The sequence below is a fragment of the Emticicia fluvialis genome (assembly GCF_024793945.1).
Classification (GTDB): Bacteria; Bacteroidota; Bacteroidia; order Cytophagales; family Spirosomataceae; genus Emticicia; species Emticicia fluvialis.
In genome coordinates, this window is the sequence record NZ_JANUSD010000002.1 from 133698 (window position 1) to 155585 (window position 21888).

General features: G+C 41.6%; 17 protein-coding genes. 9 read left to right on the forward strand and 8 right to left on the reverse strand.

The genetic code is table 11. The features are described 5' to 3' along the window. Positions 1-18: 18 nt before the first annotated feature. Positions 19-2652: a TonB-dependent receptor gene (locus NZ848_RS02505; protein WP_259014217.1), complete on the forward strand. Its 2634-nt coding sequence runs from the start codon at positions 19-21 to the stop codon at positions 2650-2652. 123 nt (positions 2653-2775) lie between these two features. After that, on the forward strand, positions 2776-3852 hold the full coding sequence (locus tag NZ848_RS02510) for a DUF922 domain-containing protein (protein ID WP_259014218.1): 1077 nt from the start codon (positions 2776-2778) through the stop codon (positions 3850-3852). Between the two features lie 39 nt (positions 3853-3891). Here NZ848_RS02510 and NZ848_RS02515 read toward each other — a convergent pair whose 3' ends face one another. The 4 genes from NZ848_RS02515 to NZ848_RS02530 all read right to left on the reverse strand — a co-directional run bounded on the left by NZ848_RS02515 (position 3892) and on the right by NZ848_RS02530 (position 9598). Then, positions 3892-4425, reverse strand: coding sequence for a nuclear transport factor 2 family protein (locus NZ848_RS02515; RefSeq protein WP_259014219.1), 534 nt, complete (start codon positions 4423-4425; stop codon positions 3892-3894). 74 nt (positions 4426-4499) lie between these two features. Next, positions 4500-7859, reverse strand: a complete 3360-nt coding sequence (locus NZ848_RS02520) for a PAS domain S-box protein (RefSeq protein WP_259014220.1) — start codon at positions 7857-7859, stop codon at positions 4500-4502. 91 nt (positions 7860-7950) lie between these two features. After that, positions 7951-8814 carry a TolB family protein gene (locus NZ848_RS02525; RefSeq protein ID WP_259014221.1) on the reverse strand — a complete coding sequence of 288 codons (864 nt, stop codon included), beginning with the start codon at positions 8812-8814 and terminating at the stop codon, positions 7951-7953. A gap of 109 nt (positions 8815-8923) precedes the next feature. Continuing rightward, complete coding sequence (locus NZ848_RS02530; protein WP_259014222.1) at positions 8924-9598, reverse strand: OmpA family protein; 675 nt, start codon at positions 9596-9598, stop codon at positions 8924-8926. 163 nt (positions 9599-9761) lie between these two features. On the opposite strand from NZ848_RS02530, the gene rsmA reads away from it, so the two are divergent. From rsmA to dtd, 3 genes are read left to right on the forward strand one after another with little or no spacing between them, the layout of a single operon-like run. Next, positions 9762-10541 (forward strand): 16S rRNA (adenine(1518)-N(6)/adenine(1519)-N(6))-dimethyltransferase RsmA, encoded by a 780-nt coding sequence (rsmA, locus tag NZ848_RS02535; protein WP_253533734.1) that lies wholly within the window; start codon positions 9762-9764, stop codon positions 10539-10541. 10 nt (positions 10542-10551) lie between these two features. After that, a complete protein-coding gene (gene mgtE / locus NZ848_RS02540; RefSeq protein WP_259014223.1) occupies positions 10552-11907 on the forward strand; it encodes a magnesium transporter in 1356 nt (451 codons plus the stop codon). Between the two features lie 6 nt (positions 11908-11913). After that, positions 11914-12366: a D-aminoacyl-tRNA deacylase gene (gene dtd / locus NZ848_RS02545; protein WP_259014224.1), complete on the forward strand. Its 453-nt coding sequence runs from the start codon at positions 11914-11916 to the stop codon at positions 12364-12366. Positions 12367-12416: 50 nt separating this feature from the next. On the opposite strand, the gene NZ848_RS02550 is transcribed toward dtd, so the two are convergent. Continuing rightward, positions 12417-13781, reverse strand: a complete 1365-nt coding sequence (locus tag NZ848_RS02550; protein ID WP_259014225.1) for an aldehyde dehydrogenase family protein — start codon at positions 13779-13781, stop codon at positions 12417-12419. 206 nt (positions 13782-13987) lie between these two features. Then, positions 13988-14593, reverse strand: coding sequence for an FMN-dependent NADH-azoreductase (locus NZ848_RS02555; RefSeq protein WP_259014226.1), 606 nt, complete (start codon positions 14591-14593; stop codon positions 13988-13990). Positions 14594-14714: 121 nt separating this feature from the next. Here NZ848_RS02555 and NZ848_RS02560 point away from each other — a divergent pair, with 121 nt between their 5' ends. The 4 genes from NZ848_RS02560 to NZ848_RS02575 all read left to right on the forward strand — a co-directional run bounded on the left by NZ848_RS02560 (position 14715) and on the right by NZ848_RS02575 (position 18980). Beyond that, positions 14715-15086, forward strand: coding sequence for a winged helix-turn-helix transcriptional regulator (locus NZ848_RS02560; RefSeq protein WP_253533739.1), 372 nt, complete (start codon positions 14715-14717; stop codon positions 15084-15086). 426 nt (positions 15087-15512) lie between these two features. Continuing rightward, positions 15513-15815 (forward strand): helix-turn-helix domain-containing protein, encoded by a 303-nt coding sequence (locus NZ848_RS02565; RefSeq protein WP_259014227.1) that lies wholly within the window; start codon positions 15513-15515, stop codon positions 15813-15815. 178 nt (positions 15816-15993) lie between these two features. Then, positions 15994-18141 (forward strand): methylmalonyl-CoA mutase, encoded by a 2148-nt coding sequence (gene scpA, locus NZ848_RS02570; RefSeq protein WP_259014228.1) that lies wholly within the window; start codon positions 15994-15996, stop codon positions 18139-18141. Between the two features lie 74 nt (positions 18142-18215). Then, entirely contained in the window at positions 18216-18980 is a 765-nt protein-coding gene (locus NZ848_RS02575) for an Eco47II family restriction endonuclease (protein ID WP_259014229.1), read from the forward strand. On the opposite strand, the gene dcm is transcribed toward NZ848_RS02575, so the two are convergent. Both dcm and NZ848_RS02585 read right to left on the reverse strand, forming a co-directional pair. Then, entirely contained in the window at positions 18956-20194 is a 1239-nt protein-coding gene (gene dcm / locus NZ848_RS02580) for a DNA (cytosine-5-)-methyltransferase (protein ID WP_259014230.1), read from the reverse strand. The genes NZ848_RS02575 and dcm overlap by 25 nt on opposite strands. 117 nt (positions 20195-20311) lie before the next feature. Beyond that, entirely contained in the window at positions 20312-21616 is a 1305-nt protein-coding gene (locus NZ848_RS02585) for a TolC family protein (RefSeq protein WP_259014231.1), read from the reverse strand. Positions 21617-21888: the final 272 nt, after the last annotated feature.

The window sequence follows — 21888 nt, forward strand, 5'->3', positions numbered from 1 at the left end:
CAAATAAAACCAAAGAACATGAGAAGAAAACTTTACTTACTGGCTTGTCTGGCAACTAACATGGCATGGGGGCAGAATGTGCAGGCCGATAGTGCCCGGGCTTTAAATGAAGTAGTGGTGTCGGCATCCAGAATTGAGGAAAGTATTTTTAAAGCCCCCGTTTCTGTTACCAAAGTTTCGGCTTTGCAACTGCAGCAGTCGCCGGGTATTGAGTTAATTTCGTCTTTGTCAAGATACAAGGGTATTGATGTAAGCCAATCGAGCTGGTTTGTAACAAGTTTAAGTACCCGTGGTTTTAACAGCTCTAAAGCCGAAAGGATTTTACAACTGGCAGATTATGTCGATTTTATGTCGCCCACGTCGTCGCTATATGGTGGAAACTGGATGGGTACGCCAGACCTGGATATTGATAACATTGAAGTAATATACGGTGCCAATTCGGCACTTTATGGTTCAGGTGCATTTAACGGAGTAATACTGATGCACTCAAAAGACCCTTTCAGGCATCAGGGATTGGCTGCATCTATCCGTGGCGGCTCGCGATCCTTAATGGACGGACAATTAAGATATGCACAGGTATTTGCCGGGCGTTTTGCCTTTAAGCTCAACGCCAATTTTACACAAGGGCAAGAGTTTATGGGTAATTCAGACGCTGCCATCAAGGCTACCACAGCCGGTGGGTTGGCCGGGTCTGATGCAGCCAATAATGCCTATGGCTCACCTTTTGGCTGGAACAAGCTCAACTATTTTGGCGATGCAGGGCTAACTGTTACAGACCCCCGGTATACTCAATACAACAATAACCAGCCTTACCGCATCTACATGCCGGGCTTTAACGAGGCTGATGTTATAGGGGCAAATGACGGGAGCAAATTCCTGAACATGAAAGGCTTTCAGGCCGGGAGCATCCGTCTTAATCCGTCTTTGCATTACAAAATCAATGAAAATACACAGGCGTCTTATGAGTATCGCTGGTCGTTGGGTAATGGGATTTTTCAGAGTACCAGCCGGTTTGCGTGGCGTGAAATGCAATATGATTTACACAAGTTTGAAATAAAAAACAGCAAGTGGTTTATACGTGCTTACACTATGTTTGATTATGGCGGTAATGCCTATGAAGTAGGGGGTGTAGCCAATGCTTTGCAGAACGTAAGACTCACAGACCCTAAAAATGGGGTGTATCCAACAGTGTCAGGTAATTATTTTAATGCCTGGAACCAGATATTTGCTGCTGCACGTGGCAGTGGTTTTGGTGGAGGGAGCCTTTCAGGTGTTTATACACCCGATATGATAAATGGTGGCTTACCCGGTGCGTTTTCAATACCATCCATTCAGGGCGGGCAATCTATTCAGGATGCCGCCAGGCTTGCGTTTAATCTGACACAATCGCTGCAGTTAGGTGCCGGGTCTCCACTTTTTAATCAGATTACCCAAAAAGTTGCTGACGGCGTTGGCGACCTGACAATCAATGGCTCAACCATCAAAGGTGCTGCCTTCTCTAACACGGCTCGTTATACTGATTTTTCAGCACAGAGAGAATTTAAGCTGGCCACAACCAACATTGTAGTTGGAGGAGCTTACAGAACTTATTTGCTGAAATCAAACGGTACTTTACTATCAGATGGTAATTTCTCACCTCTGTCAAAAGAAAAAAGGAATAGCATTGCCAATTGGGAATCAGGCATATACGGCCAGGTACAGCAAAAACTGCTTAATGAAAAACTTACGCTGGCAGCCGCAGGCAGGGTAGACTTCTTTCAGAATTTTGATGCCAGGTTTTCTCCCCGCATCTCGGCTGTTTATTCAGTTGGCAGGCATAATTTCAGAGCTAACTTTGCTACGGCTTACAGAGCCCCCGCACAGCTTGACCAGTATATTTACCTTGATTACGGCAGTATTTTGCTGATTGGTAATGTTGAAAACGGCTTCAAGGGGTTAAACTCAACAGGTACACAGCCTTTTGAAGTAAAGAAGCTGGCGCCTGAAAAAATGAATAGCTGGGAGTTGGGCTATAAAGCTTTACTTACCAAAGACTTGCAACTTGACCTGAGTTATTACCGTAGTTTATACAATGGTTTTATAGGTATTGTGCGTTTTCAGGGGCGTGAAGACGGCAAAATGCCAGAGGGCAACTATCAGCAAAAAACCGGCGACTGGGCCAAAACAGCACCAGACCGTACCAGAGGCAGGTTTATTCAGACCTGGGCTAATTTCGACAAACAGGTTACCACACAAGGCGCGTTCATTAGCCTTGATTACCGCGTAAACAACAAACTGAGTGTTTATGGTAATTATACCTGGGCAAAAATATCAGACATCAAAAACCTGATTGCCGGTTTTAATACGCCAGAGCATAAATTTAATATCGGCGCAAATGGCCTTATTACTAAAAACTTTTCCTATTCAGTTAATTATCGGCACAGCAGCGCTTATATGTACTTTATGCCTTTTGATGAGGGAGAGATTAAAGCCTTTGGAACACTTGATGCGCAGTTAAATTATTTTATAAAAGACCTCAGCAGCACTGTTAAGCTGGGAGGTACAAATCTTACCAATGCCAATGCTCTCAGTGTTTATGGCTCGGCACCTATCAGCCGCATTGTTTATCTTGGGATAGTTTGCGACCTGAATTTCAATAAAACCAAAAAGTAATCGTTGGTAGATAAAAATCTGCATAGTGGCTCTGTGCCGCTATGCAGATTTTTTTTTAACAGGCTTTTTAATTATAAAAAAACGCTCTAATTTTTGCATATTTGGTAAAATAAGGTGTAACAAATGCGAAGAATCATTGATACATTAATGATATTTTATTGTTGCTGTGTGGCTCAGACTGCACTTGCACAGTATGTGATTACACTGAAAGACACGCCGATTGATATAAAACCAATAGGTTATTACATTGCCGATGTAAAAGACGGCAGAGTGCAAAAAAATGGTTTCGGTACAATTATTACGCCTGACGACACCAAAGCTGTTATTAATATAGCCGGCGGAGTAAAAAATGGATTGCAAAGATTTATATCCGGAAATTTGCCAAAAAATACCGCAACAACCCCCGTTCTTTATAATCTTACTCAACTGAATTTGCATGAAACCAGAAATGCCCAGGGCGGGATTAATGGAAAAATGACACTGTCTGTTAGTTTTGAGAGAATCGGAAGGAATGATACAATAAAGTTGGTTGACTCTCAGGTGTACCTGGACTACAAGCGTTCTGGTGGTGCGCCCAACATGAATAACTATGAGTCGGTTTTACGCAGGTTGGTTTTGCAGACATTGCAGTATTTTGCCGACTGGCTGGAATTGAATAAGGGCAAGCATGAAGCATTGGCCAGAGGCATTGAGATAAAGCTCATGCCTGATTACAAACTAAACGATAAAGACACCATCTATTATGAAACCAGAAAAGTTACCTGGGACGATTTCAGAGGCAGCCCCTCAGGATTAAATAGATATGGTGCAGCTATTTTTAGCAATTTTGGCTATGTGTCGTCATTTAATGTGTCGGGAGGAATTATACGTGCCAATATTCAGACCAGAACCTATATGGTCAGGGGGATGTCGTGGGTGAATGAAAGTGCCAGGACGGCTTATGCACTGGCGCACGAACAACTGCATTTTGATATTACCAAACTGGTTGTGGAGCGATTCAAGAAAAAAGTAAGTGCCTTGCAGGCAGAAAGCATTGATGACCTGAACAGCATGATACAGTTTGAGTATCTGGAATCTTATAGAGAGATGAACAGCTTGCAACGAGCCTATGACGACGAAACAAGCCACAGCCAGGATACCTTTAAACAAGCGGAATGGGCAGAAAAAATAAAAACATGGCTAAATGAATTGGCCGGATAAAAGCAGAGGCCTCACCGGAACGCGAGGCCTCTGCTTTTATCACCAGCCATCATCAGATGGTTTGGGTTTAGCTGCCGGTTTCTTAACCGGGGCATTGCCTGCTTTCAGATTGCCTGCTGAAGGCGCAGCAGCGCCGATTGATGATGAGGTCACCGCGATGGTTTTGTCAACCTTAGAGAACACGCGGCTCACAATTTTCCACTCCCCATTTATTTTTAACAGATTCAGGAAATCAACATATTTAAAATTCTCAAATTCTTCTTCGGTTACAGCGGTTCCGGCGGTTCCGGCAAAGCTGTAACTTACCACATTACTCTTCCATTTTGCGCCTCCTGCCGGTACAGACGCAATGAATTTTTTTACCGGAATCTCCGATATACGTCCGTTTGACTGGCTGCGCAGATTGGCAGCAGGATGAAACGCGCGATTCAATCTGGCCGAATCGCCGGTGGCTCCACCATCCAGATAATTATAAAGCGTTGCTTTAATCGCCTCGTCGTCGGTCTGGGCACTGGCTTCTGCTGCAAAGCCCATCACCCCTATAAATGCAAGTAATAAAGTATTAAATTTCATGTGTTTAATTGTTTAATCGCCTGTTCAAATTAACGAAAATAATATGGGAGTATTGCAAATTTTTAGTTCATTAATCAAGACAAAACCTGCCTGTAAGTTTCCTTAAATCTGGTAAATTCATCTTCTAAAACGGCCATTCTTTCATTGAAATAGGTTAAATCTCCTGTTTTAGACGGCACTTCAATTTCTTTGGTAATTTCATGAATACGCGCCAGCCCGATGGTTCCTGAGTTACCTTTCAAGGTATGCAGTTCGCTTTGAATGGTTTTTACATGGTCAGGGTAGGCTTCTTTGGTATTGCGTATCTGCTCCTGAGCCTCTTGTTCAAAATCCTCAAATACGGTCAGCAGCATTTCTTCTCCTACCATTTCTTTCAGCTGGTTTACTACTTCCATATCAAACATGGGTATACCGGCAGCCACACTGAAATCTGTATTAGCGGCAGACCCTTTAACATCTATAACAGGCTGGTTGTTTTTTGCAGTTGGTGTCCTGGTGATTGGTTCTTTGGCAGCCCCGCTTCTGGCCGTGGCTGCGGTTTCTTCTGTTCTGCCTTCGATTCTTACCAGTTCGTTTACTTTTTGAACCAGAATAGCGGCTCTGATGGGCTTGGGTACGTAGTCATCCATCCCTTCGCTCAGGAAACGTTCCCGGTCGTGCTGCATGGAGTAGGCGGTCATGGCTACTATTTTGGGTAGTGACGACCCATAGATGTCACGCATGCGGTGGGTGGTTTCTATGCCATCCATTTCCGGCATCTGAATATCCATAAAAATGAGGTCAAAGAACGGATTATCACCAAATATCTCAATGGCTTTGGCGCCGCTTTCGGCAGTTGTTACAGTACAGCCCGACTTATTCAGTATTTCTGAAGCTACCTTACGGTTTACCTGATTGTCGTCAACCAATAGAATTTTAGGTGAATACTGACTGAAAAAGTTAGTTAGCTGAATCTCCCCTGCATCATTATCAGAAACACTCGGGCTGATGCTGGTAGAACGAACCTCAATCGTAAACCAGAAAGTGCTTCCTTTGCCTTCGCCCGAAACTACCCCCATGTCGCCTTTCATCAGGCGGCATAGCTCACGTGAAATGGCCAGGCCAAGGCCTGTTCCGCCAAATGATTTTTTGGTTGAATTATCCACCTGCTGAAAAGCCCCAAACAGTAGTTTCTGGTCTTCTTCTGATATACCAATGCCTGAATCTTTGATTTCGCCTTTCAGGATATGAATTTTCCCGTTAGATGATACCTTAGACAGCGAAACCGTTACACTGCCATTCTCAGTAAATTTCAGTGCATTGGAAGTCAGGTTCGAGAAAATCTGTAACAAACGTGTCTGGTCTGCAATCAGGTAGGCGGGTACGTCTTCGGCTATATGATAAGTAAGGGCATTGTTTTTTTCGATAGCCCGCTGACGGAACAAACCCACCAGTCGTTCTAATAACTCACGTATATCAAGCGGGGCATTGTGCAAGTCCATTTTGCCGGCCTCAATTTTAGACAGGTCAAGTATGTCATTCAGAATGGTCAGCAGGGTCTCTGACGATTTCTTGATGGTTTGAACATAATCTCTTTGCTCCGGATTCAGCGGCGTTTCGTACATCAGGTCAATCATCCCAATTACACCATTCATTGGTGTACGAATCTCATGGCTCATATTGGCCAGGAAGCGTTCTTTTACTTTAAGCGACCGCTCGGCCTCGTCTTTGGCAACAATTAAGTCTTCGTTGGCGTGTTTCAGCTCTGATATATCACGTGCTACCCCTTCTACCTCAACAGGAATCCCCTTGGCATCTTTAATCATTCTGATATTGAGCATAAACTGCCGTAACTCTCCGTCTTTGCGCTTTACTACTACCTCAAAGTTGGTAATACTGCCCGACTTCAACAGCCCTTTGATATTCTTTGAACTGTCAATGGCGTTTTCAAAGAACTTATCCACCTTGTTGCCCATTACCTCTTCAACAGAATACCCTGTGTGGGTAAGTACCGACGGTGATATCATACTAATATTTCCGGCCAGATCAGTTCGGTAATAGATATCGATGAACGACTCAATGGTATCGCGGAACTTCTGTTCACTTTTTTGCAGCCTGATGGTAGAGTTTTTCTTTTCGGTAATGTTTTGGGCAATGCCCGAAATCTCTTCTATTTGCCCGGTTGAAGACGAAAGAATGGGGTTCAGGTAAAACTCATACCAATCGTCGCCACCATCTATGTGTCCCCAGTGCATTTCAAAATTCTGAGGTTTGCCTTTAAAGGCTTCATTGTATCTTTCGCGAAGCACCGGGCGGTCTTCAGGGGCAATCAGGCGCCAGCCGATTTTCTCGGTACTTGAGTTGATTTCAGGCGGATACCCGAGGTTTTTTCTGATTAATTCTTCATAATTTTTATTGAAAGAGCTTAGCTGGCGTTTCAGGTTCACTGTCCAGATTACGTGCGAACTGCTGTCAAACACAGCATTGAGGCGAGATGTTTGCCTTAGTAAATCTTCTTCTTTCTGTTTTCTTACCAGCGCCACAGCTACCTGGCCCGAAACGAATTCAAGCAATTCAAGGTCACGGATGGTAAATTTATTACGGTCACTGTAAGACTGCACGCCAATTACCCCGGTAGTTTTGGTATCTACTTTTAAGGGTACACAAAGCATTACTTCAGGTTTGGAAGAACCGTATAAGGTTAACCTTTCGGTTTCTGAAAGACGTTCAATGTCTTCTTTATAAAGAAAAAGAGGCTTGTTTTGCACCATTGAATATTCAATAATGCCGTTCCCCAGTTTTCGGCGCAGGAAATTCTCGCTCGTGTCTGAATACTCATCTACAACATAAGGGTAATAGATGGTACCGTCTTCAGGTTCAAAGAGCGCTACAAAGAAATTATTGGCCTGAATCTGTTTCTGTAGCTCTACATGTACCTGTGTTAAAAAATCTTTCAGGTTCAGGGTATTCAGATTCAGCTGGGCAATGGTGTAATATAGTTGCTGGGCTCGTTCGGCGCGTCGGCGCAGGGTAATATCACGAAACAGGCAGCGGAAAGCCGTAGGTACTCCGTTTTCAAACCTGCAGCTGATGTCGCCAAGCAGATACACACGTTTACCCTCTTTATTACGCATAACAGTCTGGTAATCTACCACCTGTCTTTCGGTTTTTATCTGCTGCAATGTAACCAGCATATCTTCGGCAAACTGCGGGTGAAGAATATCCTGAAGTGTAAGTTTTGAAAGCTCATCACTGGTATAGCCTAAAACTTCTCTTGAGGCCTTGTTGACAAAAAGGAACCGCCCGTCCAGCGAAAGTAGCATAATAATCTCAGACGTATTATCAACTAAATCCTGTAGCTGGTCAATGGCATCACTGTGTTCAGCTTCTTCAAGTTTGCGTTTGAGCTTTTCAATCTCATACAACAAGTCGTCATTCGATTTTTCGGCCGTCATCTTTCTCTTAATAGGTATATATTATGAGGTAAATCTACAAATAAAGATGAAGATTTTAAACCCTAATTTATGGCCCTGTTTTTGAAGCTCATTATTCGCTAATTACCACCGCCAGTTTTGTATTGGCTTTGTTAACAGCCATGCGTGTAATTTTGCCAGACCCGGGCAGGTGAGCTGTATTTATTTCCTGCCACACCGAACCCGACCCGGGCTTAAAGGCAAAGAGTTTTTCGCCATCACTGGTAAGTATGTAGCCATTGGGTGTCCAGGTAATGTCTTCAGACTTGCCCATTGTAGCAACAATAGGGGATATTTCTCCGGTTGCAGGATTAAACTCCTTAATCAGCCATGTTTCTGCTGTTTTATCGATAAAGCTAAATGTATTGCCTCCCGGAATTTTGTGCAGCGAACGGCCAGGCTTTGAACCAAGAATTACGCTTTTTTTAGTATCAAGGTCATAGTAATGCAAATGGTTGGTGGTATCTGCCAGAACAAATAAAAGCAGATGCGTAGGGTCTGTCCAGGTATGATACCCGACTTTCAGATGATTGATTAGAGTTACAGACTGCCCGCCATTTACCGGGTACTTACCCAAATCCTGATTCCCGTTGTCTCTCTGAATAATACATGAAATGAATCGCCCATCAGGCGTGATGGTAGGAGAGTATTCGTGTTCTGTTGTGGTGGTTATCTGCCTGCTGAGGCCCTTTTTGTAATTGAAAGATTTAATATCGGTGCGCCCGCTATCGTTGGCAGATGCATAATAAACCAGCGGAAGGGTCGGGTGAAAAGACGGCTGGTTATCATACCCTTTGTGTAAGGTAATGTTAACAGGGTTAGATAAGCTAAAGCTATTATTTTTGTATTGGAGGTCAAAGAGGTAAATTTCTGAACCCGTCTGTGCCTGCAATGAAAAGTGAATCAAAAAGAACAGAAGCGAAAAAAGGTGTTTCATAAATTTTGGTTTATTTGCCCAATATAGCTAAAAACCTGATTCGTATAACATAAAAAAACCGGAGTAACGATGGGCTACTCCGGTCGGATGTTTAAAGGAAGTAATTAATTTATCTTCCGCCTGTATTATTAACTACACTTTCACGTATAGAATTGTCAGCCACAATTAAGAAATCAACCCTGCGGTTTTTGTTTCTACCTGCCAGATATTTGTTTGAGCGAACCGGTACCTTTTCGCCAAAGCCATCAACCAGTAATCTGTTTTCTTCTACCCCTGCCGAACGCAGATAGTTAGCAACCTGAACCGCTCTTTTTCTTGAAAGTTTTTCGTTATATGCGTTTTTACCTGTGGCATCGGCATGGCCACCTACCAAAACAAATGTATTTGGCATTTGTTTTAATGAATAGGCAATTCTGAGAAGGTCTTGTTTGGCGTTCTCGTTTATCATATAAGAGTCAACTTTAAAGATGTTTCCTTTGGTCATGGTAACCAGCAGACCTTCGTCGTATGCTTCAACCGAGGCTATGCCCATCAGGTTTTCGTTCATGGCAGGCACATAGTCTGCCATAATTCTTTTGAGTTCATCGCCATTGGCGCCGCCCATCGAAACCGTAGTGATGGTGGCTTTCTCGGCGTTGGCAGGTGGCATATTAGCTACCTTATTGTTGTCTTTTGAACTTGATTTTGTAACTGAGTTGCTTGATTTACAACTCATATTAGTATAGCCTACAAGCAACAGAGCAGAAGCTAAAACTATTGATTTTGAAATAAGATTGCGTTTCATGAGTTTTGGTATTTTTTAGTGTAATACAATAAAAAACTGTACCTGAGCAGCCAGAATAGCTTAATTGGGGTTAATGGAGCAAATCTTTATACAAAATGTGGAAGATGTTCAACAAAATCAGAGCCTTTCAACACTTTCTGCTTAGAAAGAACTAATTTTGAGCATGCAAAAAGTTAAGCCTAAAAAACATCTCGGACAGCACTTTCTGAAAGACCTGAATGCCGCCGAAAGAATAGTAAATTTGTTAGCGCTCCATAAAGGATATACGAAGGTGCTTGAAATTGGCCCGGGTATGGGCGTGCTAACCCAGTTTTTGCTGAAGAAGACAGAATACCAGACATCGGTAGTTGAAATTGATAGAGAGTCGGTTGAATACCTGAAAACGAACTATCCGGAACTGAGTGACAGGATTTTCTCTGAAGATTTTCTAAGAATGAACCTGTCTGAATTAAAAGGGTTTGAGGGTTCTGAAACTTTTGGTATCATCGGCAATTTCCCCTACAATATTTCTTCGCAGATTTTCTTCAAGGTTCTTGAACATACAGATACTGTGGCAGAGGTTGTTTGTATGCTGCAAAAAGAGGTAGCTAAAAGGATTGCCTCACCACCGGGCAATAAAGATTATGGTATTCTTAGCGTGCTTTTGCAGGCTTATTATGATATTAAGTATGAATTTACAGTTTTGCCCGGGGCCTTTAACCCTCCGCCTAAAGTAGATTCGGGTGTAATTAGTCTGAAAAGAAATGCAGTTGGTAAACTGGATTGCGACGAGCGAAAGTTTTTTCAGGTGGTAAAAGCCGGATTTAACCAGAGAAGAAAAACGCTTCGTAATGCTTTAAAGCCTATTGGCCTGAATTTTGAACATGAGCTGTTGAATAAACGCGCCGAACAATTGGGCGTTGCCGAATTTATACTGTTGACAAAGGCCTTTACTGAAAACTAACTGAGTAGATATGAGTACTTTTGAGCTAACCAGAGAGTACGTTGAAAAGCTGGAGACGGCCATTGAGCAGAAAGATCATAAACTGCTGAAAGCCGAAATGGAAGAGCTGTATCCGGCGGATATAGCCGGTATTTTGCTTGAACTGGACGGCGAACAGGGGCATTATCTGCTTACATTGGTTGATATTGAAACAGGGGCCGAAATACTGGCACACATTGAGCCGGATACACGCAAGAGTTTTATAAAAGAGCGGTTTACGGTAGAAGAAATTGCCAAGTATGTAGATTTGCTGGATTCGGATGATGCTGCTGATTTGCTGAACGAGCAGTCAATAGAGGTAAGGGAGAAGGTAATTGCGATGCTTGATGACCGCGAGCAGGCCAGGTTCATTATTGACCTGATGTATTACCCCAAAGATATTGCCGGAGGCTTGATGCAGAAAGAGTTGGTAAAGGTTAATTCGAGCTGGACAGTGAGCGAGTGCGTGGAGGAAATCAGGAGACAGGCGGAGGATGTTGAGAAAGTATTTGCCATTTATGTAGTTGATGACGAGCAGAAATTGCAAGGAATTGTTTCTCTGAAACAAATTGTGCTGGCCCGTAAAAACACCAGAATAGAGAATATTCTGGATGATGATATTGTCTTTGTTGAAACTACAGCCAAAGCCGAAGAAGTAGCCGACCTGATGCAGAAATATGACCTGGAGGCTATTCCGGTAGTGAACACCCTGGGGAGATTGCTGGGGAGAATCACCATCGATGACGTAGTTGACTTTATTACCGATAAAGCCGAAGAAGATATTCAGGTAATGGCGGGTATTACCGGCGAAGCAGAGGAGGACGACAGCGTATGGCAACTGGCCAAGGCGCGTTTACCCTGGTTGGTAGTAGGAGTAGCGGGTAGCTTACTGGCTGCCACAGTTATTAAAGGCTTTGAGGCTGAGTTTCAGAAAGTAGCCGCTCTGGCTGCGTTCATACCCATTATGGGGTCAACGGGGGGCAATGTAGGTATACAGACATCGTCTCTTATTGTGCAGAGTCTGGCAGAAAAAACGGGTATTGTTACAAGTTTATGGCAGCGGCTTTTCAAGATTATTCTGGTAGCTTTGGTGAACGGGCTGATTATCGGGGCATTGGCAGGCACCTATATTTATGTTATTGGTGAGGCAGAGCTTTTTCTGGTAGTTTGTTTTTCTTTGCTGGCAGTGGTTGTGCTGGCGTCGTTTATGGGTACGGTAACCCCCCTCTTATTGAACAGGCTCGGCATAAACCCCGCAATAGCCTCCGGGCCATTTATTACTACCGCCAACGACATCATCGGTATAGGTACTTATCTATTAATTGCGCATTTATTGCTCCGAATTTAACAAATCATGATTGCTGTTATTCAAAGGGTAACTCAGGCTTCTGTATCCATTGACCATGCCGTAAAAGGGCAAATCGGTTTAGGTTTTTTGGTTCTGCTTGGTATTACACATACCGATACAGAGGAGGATATTGATTGGCTTTCAAAAAAAATTACAGGCTTACGGGTGTTTGGCGACGAAGAAGGAAAGATGAATCTGGATATAACCGCCGTTAATGGAGATATACTGTTAATCAGCCAGTTTACTTTACATGCCAGTACTAAGAAGGGTAACAGACCCTCGTTCATTGAAGCCGCTCGGCCAGAGGTAGCCATACCGCTTTATGAAAAAATGATTGCCCGGTTGACTACTGGTTTAGGTAAGCCCATAGAAACCGGACAGTTTGGAGCAGATATGAAAGTGTCTCTACTGAACGATGGCCCCGTAACCATAATAATTGATTCGAAGAATAAGATTTAGCAGAAGAGAGCAACTGGTTTTTCAGGCGCTCTCTTCTGTTAAAAAAGGCATTAACCTCTCAAATGCCATGCCTTGGGTTTTACAAATGCCCTGATACCCGCATGCGAAAGCGTAGCGCCAAAACCAGAGTTTTTTCGTCCGCTCCACGGAAGAGGCGCCGAGACACGGTCGCAGCAATTCCAGTAGCTGGTTCCTGCATTAATTTGTTGCAATATTTTCTCAGCACGTTTTATGTCTGCAGTATAAACCGCAGCAGTTAAACCATATTCAGTGTCCTGCATCAGTTTAGTGGCTTCTGCATCGTCTTTCACTTTCATTATACCAATAATTGGCCCGAACGACTCATCCTTCATCACAGCCATTTGGTGTGTAACACCAGTTAAAACAGTTGGCTCAAAGAAATACCCCTTACCTGTTACGCTTTTGCCACCAGTTAGCAGATTGGCACCTTTTTCGGTGGCATCCTTCACCTGATTCGCCAGAAAGCCTAGCTGAGACTGGCGGCTTAACGCGCCAATATATACGCCTTCTTCATCAGGCTGCCCAATTTTGTAAGACTGCACTTCTTTTACAAAGGCATCAACGTACTGGTCGTATACTTTTTCATGTACGTAAATTCGCTCTACTGCACAACAACTCTGGCCGTTGTTATAAAAAGCGCCATCAGCAGTACCTGCCGCTACCGATGCAATGTCTGCCACATCTTCGGCCACATATAGGGGGTCTTTGCCGCCCAATTCCAGCTGGCACGGCACCATTTTGTTGGCCACTTTTTCGTAAATATATAGGCCGGTTTTGTAAGAGCCTGTAAAGAAATAACCGTCCAGAGGCATATCAAGTAATTGTTCACCTACTTCTCTGGCACCAATAGCCACCTGAAACACATCATCGGGTACACCTGCTTTTTTCAGGTACTTCTCAATGTTTAGTCCCGTCAATGTCGAAAACTCAGATGGTTTATAGAAAACGGCATTGCCCCCGATAAGCGCCGGAATAAACACATTTACCCCAACCAGAAAAGGGTAGTTCCAGGCAGATATATTACAAATAACCCCCAGTGGTTCATAAGAAATCTTTTCTGTTAACCCTTCCTGACGTGTAACCGTTTCGTCTTTCAGATACTTCTGCGAGTTATCTACAAAGTATTTAATTCTGGCTCTGGCTCCGTTTACTTCGTTGCGCGCCTGCTGCAGAGGTTTGCCCATTTCAGCCGTTAAAGTAGCGGCAAGCGCCTCAATGTTTTCTGCCAGTAAATCCGAAAACCTGGCGATTATTCCGATACGCTTTTTTAGTGAAACTTTTGCCCAGGATTTTTGTCCTTTTTGAAGCGTTTTTAATTTACTATGAAGACTCTCGGGGGAGTCTTCCACAAGGGTTGTAATAATTTCTTCGGTGGCCGGATTGACAATCTGCATGAGTATATAACGAATAAAAAAACCTTTTTCTGTAATAATTAATTGCTGAAGCAAAACTACAAAATTATACAGAAAAAGATAGTATTCGGGCTACTAACAGCAAAGCGTAAATAAATGTTATTGACAACATTATTTACGCTTTTAGTCAATAACTTGGCTGACATCAAACTTTCAGGTAACCAACAATAATAAATGCTTTACAAAAATCAGTCAATTGCAATGCTTTCTACTCCTTTTTCAAAAGCTGTTTCTTTTATACCATCAAATCTCAGGCCTTCAACTCTTACAAAGGTAACATCTGTAATCCCCAGAAGGCCCAATAAGAATTTCAGATACGGACTCACATAATCAAACGATTTAAATTCACCTTCAGAATAAACACCGCTTGAAGAAATGGCAATATAGGCCTTTTTGTTCTTCAAAAAGCCTTCCGGTCTGCCTTCTTCGTTATATCTGAAAGTAATTCCGGGTCTTACGATGTGGTCTAAATAAGCCTTCAACGTAGAAGGAATGGCAAAGTTATAGAAAGGGGCACCAATGACGTAAATATCGGCTTCCTGCATTTCAGCAATGGCTTCGTTAGATATTTTAATAGCATTTGCCTGGTCAGCAGAATGGTTTTCGGCAGGGGTAAACCATGCACCGATTTGTAGCTGATCAAGATGTGGAAATGCCTTGGTTGTCAGGTTTCTTTCCTTTACACTAATGTTAGTATACTTGTCTTTAATCTTGTCAATAATAGCGTTGCTGAGTTTTTTACTAATCGATGCTTCGCCTTGCGGGCTTGATATAATGTGAAGTACTTTTTTCATGATTTTCTTTTTTGATGTTTAAGATTTTTTTTGATGTCGCAAACTTATGTATATTTGCTAATAAAAAGTTAGTAGTAAATAAAAGGTTAGTACTAACCTTTTGTTTACTACGTCAAGCAAAATGGGGGAATCATCAGACAGAAGACCGGTTTTTACCGAAGTACAATGCAACAAGCATTTGTCGGCAACAGAAGATGCTTTGTATGTAATTGGCGGTAAATGGACCTTACGCGTAATGATTGCTATACTAAGCGGACAAACGCGTTTCAATGAATTGCAACGCACCTTAAATGGTATATCAGCAAGGGTGCTTTCAGGCGAGCTGAAAGATTTGGAAATAAACGGCTTAGTTAAAAGAGTAGTTCATGCTGGCCAAAAACCCGTGGTGGTAGAGTATGTGTCTACAGAGTATAGCGCAACACTAAAAGGCATTATTGCCTGTTTGGCAGATTGGGGTACACAACACAAAAAGAAGATTACTTCTGAAAAGTAATGTTTTATAGCAGCAAATCGGTACCAATGGGTTTTGATACCGATTTATGAGTGGAGTTTCTCTTCTTTATTCGCTCTTCAATACATTAACAGGGTTACTCTGTGCGGCTTTCATGGTTTGCGAGCCTATCATCATTATCGCAATAAGCAATACAGCCAGCAAACCAATAAACAATTCGGTAAATTCATTTTATCTGGCGTTTATATTTTTTTGTTAATGTTTATAGCACAACCGGATTGCCTGAACAGGTAGTTTAAACGCTTCAAAATAATTTTCATAATTTCCACAGCGTTCTGAAATATTTTGTCGTCTTCCATTTTAGAGACTCTCTACACCCAGGCATTGGTTAAATTGAGATATTTGCCTGCCAAGAATGAAGGTCAGATATCGAAAAAGCTATTCATTATTAATTTAAACGTTTTGCTTATGAGGTATGTAAGGAAAATAACTCCTGAACAGGTAAAGCATCTGCGCGAAGTTTCAAGGCATAGTAGAAACTACCGTGAGCGCGAACGAGCCAAAGCAATACTTTTAAGTTTTAAAGGATACAATGTAACTACCTTGTCTGACATCTTTGAGGTAAGCAGGGCAACGATAACCAATTGGTTAGATGCCTGGGAAGAACGAGGTATTCATGCACTGAAAGACTTGCCAAAACAATCACATAATGTTCCTTTGGTTGAAGTAAACAATAGTGGGCTGGGAGCCAAGGAGCTTGTTTATCAATAACGAAAACTTTTTGAAACAAATCTACTTCTATTTTTATGAAAGTTTGTCTCTTCTGGGGGCAAACTTTTTTTGTTTCCGGCCAGAGTAAAATTGAGAAATTGGATTGGTTTGTGTATAAAAAAAGAAGATATTTACCTGTGAATTGTATCACGATTTTGTAAATCGTTAGAGATAAACTATGAAGCCGGATTTTTCGAACATAAAGCTTTTTGAAAAAAAAGAAGAAGTAAAGGATGCTAAAACCGATGAGGCGGCGCCTGTTTTCAAAACAGCAGAAGGGATTCCCATAAAGCCTCTTATTACGGCTAAAGATATTGCTCAGGCAGAACACCTGCGTTTTTCTGCAGGTTTACCCCCTTATTTAAGAGGGCCTTACAGCACTATGTATGTTATGCAACCCTGGACAATCCGTCAGTATGCCGGTTTTTCAACGGCTGAAGAATCGAACGCGTTTTATCGCAGAAATCTGGCCGCCGGGCAAAAAGGGCTCTCGGTTGCATTTGACCTGGCAACCCATCGCGGTTACGATTCTGACCACCCTCGTGTGGTAGGAGACGTAGGCAAAGCCGGTGTAGCCATAGACTCTGTTGAAGATATGAAGATTCTCTTCGATCAGATTCCGCTTAACGAAATGTCAGTATCTATGACCATGAACGGCGCAGTGCTGCCAATTATGGCCTTTTATATTGTAGCAGCTGAAGAACAAGGCGTAGCACCTGCACAACTTTCAGGAACCATCCAGAACGACATTCTGAAAGAATTCATGGTGCGTAATACCTACATATATCCACCAGAATTTTCAATGCGCATAGTAGGAGATATTTTCTCTTATACCTCCCGGCTTATGCCCAGGTTTAATTCAATCTCTATATCGGGCTATCATATTCATGAGGCGGGGGCTCCGGCGCATCTGGAGCTGGCCTATACCCTTGCTGATGGGCTGGAGTATATCAGAACCGGAATAGCAGCCGGTATGGATATTGATGATTTTGCCCCCAGGCTTTCGTTCTTCTGGGGTATAGGCATGAACCATTTTATGGAAATTGCCAAAATGAGAGCAGGGCGATTGCTGTGGGCTAAAATTGTGAAACAGTTTAATCCTAAAAATGCTAAATCGCTGGCTTTAAGAACGCATTGCCAGACCTCGGGCTGGTCGCTTACCGAACAAGACCCATACAATAATGTAGCCCGAACCACAATTGAGGCAATGGCTGCTGCCTTAGGGCACACGCAATCATTACATACCAATTCGCTGGATGAGGCCATTGCCTTGCCTACCGATTTTTCGGCACGCATTGCCCGGAATACGCAATTGTTTATTCAGCATGAAACCGAGATTTGCCGCGTGGTTGACCCCTGGGGCGGCTCCTATTATGTAGAGTATCTAACCAAAGAACTGGTAGAAAAAGCCTGGGCATTAATAGAAGAAGTTGAGCAGCTGGGTGGCATGACCAAAGCCATTGAAACGGGCTTGCCTAAAATGCGTATTGAAGAAGCTGCCGCACGTAAACAGGCGCGAATTGACTCAGCGAAAGATATAATAGTTGGGGTGAATAAGTATAAGACTACCACCGAAACAAAAATTGAGCTGCTTGAGGTTGATAATCAGGATGTACGCAGAAAGCAGATTGAAAGGCTTGAAAAAATTAAAGCCGAGCGAAACAATGAAGAAGTTGAGCGAATTTTAAACAAAATAACTGAGGTAACAGCGCATGCCAGCGGCTCATTTGATGATAATCTGCTGGCAATTGCCGTTGAAGCTGCGCGTAGGCGGGCTACCCTTGGAGAGATATCTTATGCTATGGAAAAGATTGCAGGGCGCCACAAGGCAACCATCCGCTCTATTTCAGGTGTGTATCAGTCTGAGGTTTCAGACGATGAAAACTTCAGGATTGCTAAAGAAATGGCAGATAAATTTGCTGAATTAGAAGGCAGAAGGCCACGAATTATGGTTGCCAAAATGGGTCAGGACGGCCACGACCGCGGCGCCAAAGTAATTGCCACCAGTTTTGCTGATTTAGGTTTTGATGTAGACATCGGGCCGCTTTTTCAGACCCCCGAAGAAACGGCCAGGCAGGCAGTTGAAAATGATGTACACATTGTAGGTGCATCAAGCCTGGCAGCAGGTCATAAAACCCTGGTGCCACAGTTAATTGAAGAGCTGAAAAAGCTGGGCCGTGGAGACATCATGGTTATTGCAGGTGGAGTAATTCCTCCGCAGGACTACCAGTTTCTGTACGATGCCGGCGTAAAAGGTGTATTTGGCCCGGGTACGGTAATTTCAATTGCCGCACAAAAGATATTGAAAGAGTTGATGGGGGAGTAGGAATTGCTTGAAATTAAAAAATAGAGAATTGAATATACATTTGTAAAACCACCAAAGCATAAATTGTTAAAAGAATGAGTAATAAGTATCTAAGTTATATTACAGATGAACATTTTTTACAATGCATCTCAAATCTTCATAAATCGTATATAAAAGCAAAAAATAACATAACCAAGAAAAGTTTTTATGCTAATAAAGTTGATACTATTAAACTTACTTTTGATTCCAGATTCAATGAAATTGACGAAGAAGACCTTATTCAGTCAGAGGTTTTGAGACAAATTGATAAATCTATAAATAATTCCATCGGAACATTTCATGAGCAAGTTTTAGGAGGCATTCAAGGTTTTGAAGTAGGTAAATTAAGTGGATTTGATATTAAAGCTGTTGACAATACGCTGTTTGCGGATATCAAAAATAAACATAATACAATGAATAGTAGTTCGGCAGAGGCATTATTTCAAAAATTAGCACGTTACGCAGATTCTTTCAAAAAAGCAAAATGTTACTGGGTTCAAATTCTTGCTAAAGGAAGCTTTGATGAATTATGGACTGGTGAAATAAATGGTAAAGAATATAGCCATAGCAGAGTGCGTAAAATTTCCGGAGATAAATTTTATGCACTATTAACGGGTAGAGATGATGCATTTTTTCAGCTGTATCAAGCACTTCCATTAGCGATTAAAGATTTTCTGGACACTTTAGATAGGCAATCCGAAATAGCCAAAAATTCAGCAATAGAAGAAATTAAAATAGAAACGCTTTCATCGAAAAAGAGTATTTTAGACCAGATTACATTTGAAAATTACAGTTATTATTTGGGATTTAAAGAGGAGTAATGTTCATTTAAAAATTTAATAATTGAGTAACCAACTTCTCTACCTAAGTTAACAGGAACAGCATTTCCGATTTGCTTATATTGTTGAGCCAAAGAACCTGAAAATTTCCAGTCATCTGGAAATGTTTGAATACGCGCATATTCTCTAACTGTAAATGGACGAGTTTCATCTGGATGACACCTTTCTGTTTGTTTCTGTGCAGGGCTACATGTCAATGTTAAACATGGTTCATCCCAGCCAATTCTACGAGCCATCCCGGTTTTTCCTCCCCCGAGGTAAAAACTACCTCCCATGAATTCCTTTTGAATTTCTAACGGTAAATCTCGCCAATAACCTTTTTGAGGTACCATATCTAAGACTTTTATTTTACTTTTAGGATATCTTGCTCCCTCAGATTCAGGTACATTACTATTAAACAGTTCTCCTTTTTTTAAAGCATCTGTTAATGTGTAAATTTTTTTATATGGTTTTGGGTATTCATATTTAATATTTAAATCTTTACGAATACCTACTAGTATAAGTCGCTCTCTTTTTTGAGGTACTCTATAGTTAATTGCTTTTAAGACCTGCACGGGTACGACATTATACCCAATTTCGTCTAAAATAGATATCATTCCATTTAAAGTTCTACCTTTATCATGACTTAATAAGCCTCTTACGTTTTCTCCTATGCATAATAATGGGTTAACTTCGTTAACTACTCTTGCAAATTCATAAAACAATGTTCCTCTTGCATCAGAGAGTCCAAGTTTTTTTCCTGCATAACTAAATGCTTGGCACGGAAATCCACCTGTAACAATATCAATTTTATCTTTATACTCTGTAAAATCAAAAGATTTAATATCTCCTTCAAGAACTTTCCAGTTAGGTCTATTATATCTAAGCGTTTGGCAAGCCCATTTATCAATTTCATTTAAAGCTACACATTTTAAACCTGCTTTTTCTAATCCAACAGCTAACCCCCCTGCACCGGCAAAAAGTTCTAAAACGGTAAAGTCCTTTATTGGTTCAATATAATTCGTAGTCGATTCTTTTGAATCTTGCGGGATAAAATCAGAAAATAATGTCATTATGTCAGCCTTTCTATATGCACGATAATTACTAATTGGTTCACGAACAGCTGGCAACTTTCCTTCTCTATCCCATCGCCTTAATGTTTCTTTGGTTTTATTTAATAGTTTGGAGGCTTCAGATATTGTGTAATAATCTTCCATAACCAACTTATATAACGTTATACATGGTTACAAAACTAGGGATTAAAATAATAAAATCAAATTTAAAGAAATAATTTAATACTTAACCATGGAATTCATCATGAATACAATTGAAACTCACAAATTTCCACTAGCCTTCTTATATCTTACACTAGCTATCAGAAAGTTATAAATGCTCGAGAGATACTGGGTTTCGGCGTTTTGAAGTGCGTATTCGGTATTTTTAAGGTCTGAAAGCAATATGACGCCTTTTTCAAAACGAAACTTATCAGTTTCCAGAATCCTGTGTGCCAGGTCAATATTTTTACGGGCTTCTTCCAGATTCAATTTCGATTGCTGCAAGGTATTCCAGGTGCTTTTTGATTCATAACTGAAATCGTTTCTCAGCCGCTCGGCATTCAAAACATTTATTTGCTGCCTTACCCTGAAGTCGTTAGCTGTTAATCTCGCCTGCCGACCGTCAAAAATAGGCACATTGGCTCTGATACCGATATAATTGGCCGGGAACCAGGTGTTTTTTTCAAACGGATTAAGGGTTTCAGATAATTGGAAATACGAGTAATTGCCATAAACCGAAACCGTCGGCCTGTTACGGGCCAGTTGCTTTTGTGCATTCAGTTCATTCAAATGCCTGCTCAATTGTTCTGCCTTTATTTCAGCCCGGTTTTCTATGTTCAATTGCCCCTGCACAACTTGTGAATAGCCAAATATGGCTTGCAGGTCTTCACCAGGCTCTACCGTTTCAGAAGTATTCAACTGGTATTGCAATGCTATCAGGCTAAGGTCAGAGTCTTGCTGATTCTTGGTTTGTGCCAATTGGGCGTTGCTGGCATCCAGTTCAAGTTTGTCCAGATCATTTTTCAGAATAGCTCCCTGATCAAAACGCGCTTTGCCTACTTCCAGATAACTTTTAGCTCTCTCTAAAGCCAAAACCGACAGATTTAGCCGCTCTTTTGCAAATACACAATTATAATAAGCTTCAGTAATAGCCTGTTTCAGATTCACCCTTAATTGCTCCAGATTATTCTTCTGTGCATCCAGTTGTGTATTATTCAGTTGAAGGTCAATTTTTCTGTTGGCATCATATACCTTCTGTTCTGCCTGCACCAGAAACGAGTTGTTAAAGGGTCGGCCTAGTCTTACCTCTGTCTGGGTTTCTGCAGAACCGGGCAGGGCAAAGGGTAAAATAGTAGTTTGTAACTGGGTATTCCAACGGATATCCGCATTACCGCTTATCTGTGGCAGCCATCTGGCTTTTATCTTTTCATTTTCAGTGCCGGCTATCTGAATATTCAGATTCTGAGCCTTTAGCTCCAGTCGGTTCGCTAACCCTTTCTGTACGGCTTCATTCAGGCTAATTTTTTGGGCAAGGGCGTTTCCTGTGGCAAAGCAGAATATAAAAGCGTAAATAGTCGGTTTCATAGATTAATTTTTTTTCAAAAGTAAATACATATAAAAAAGCTGGCGTATTTATTTTGATAAGACGGAAAAAAAGTGGCATTAAACTTATGTATGACAATATAATCAAAATAAACATAAAGGTTGCTGTTATTGATTTGTGTTGTTGTAAAATGTTCATTGATAGGTTCTTATCTCTCTTAACGAATCATTAACAAATGGCTGATAAACTTTAAGCCTGTAATTCTCATCTAAGAATCAAATAACAAAAACAAAGATTCAATCATAAAACAAGA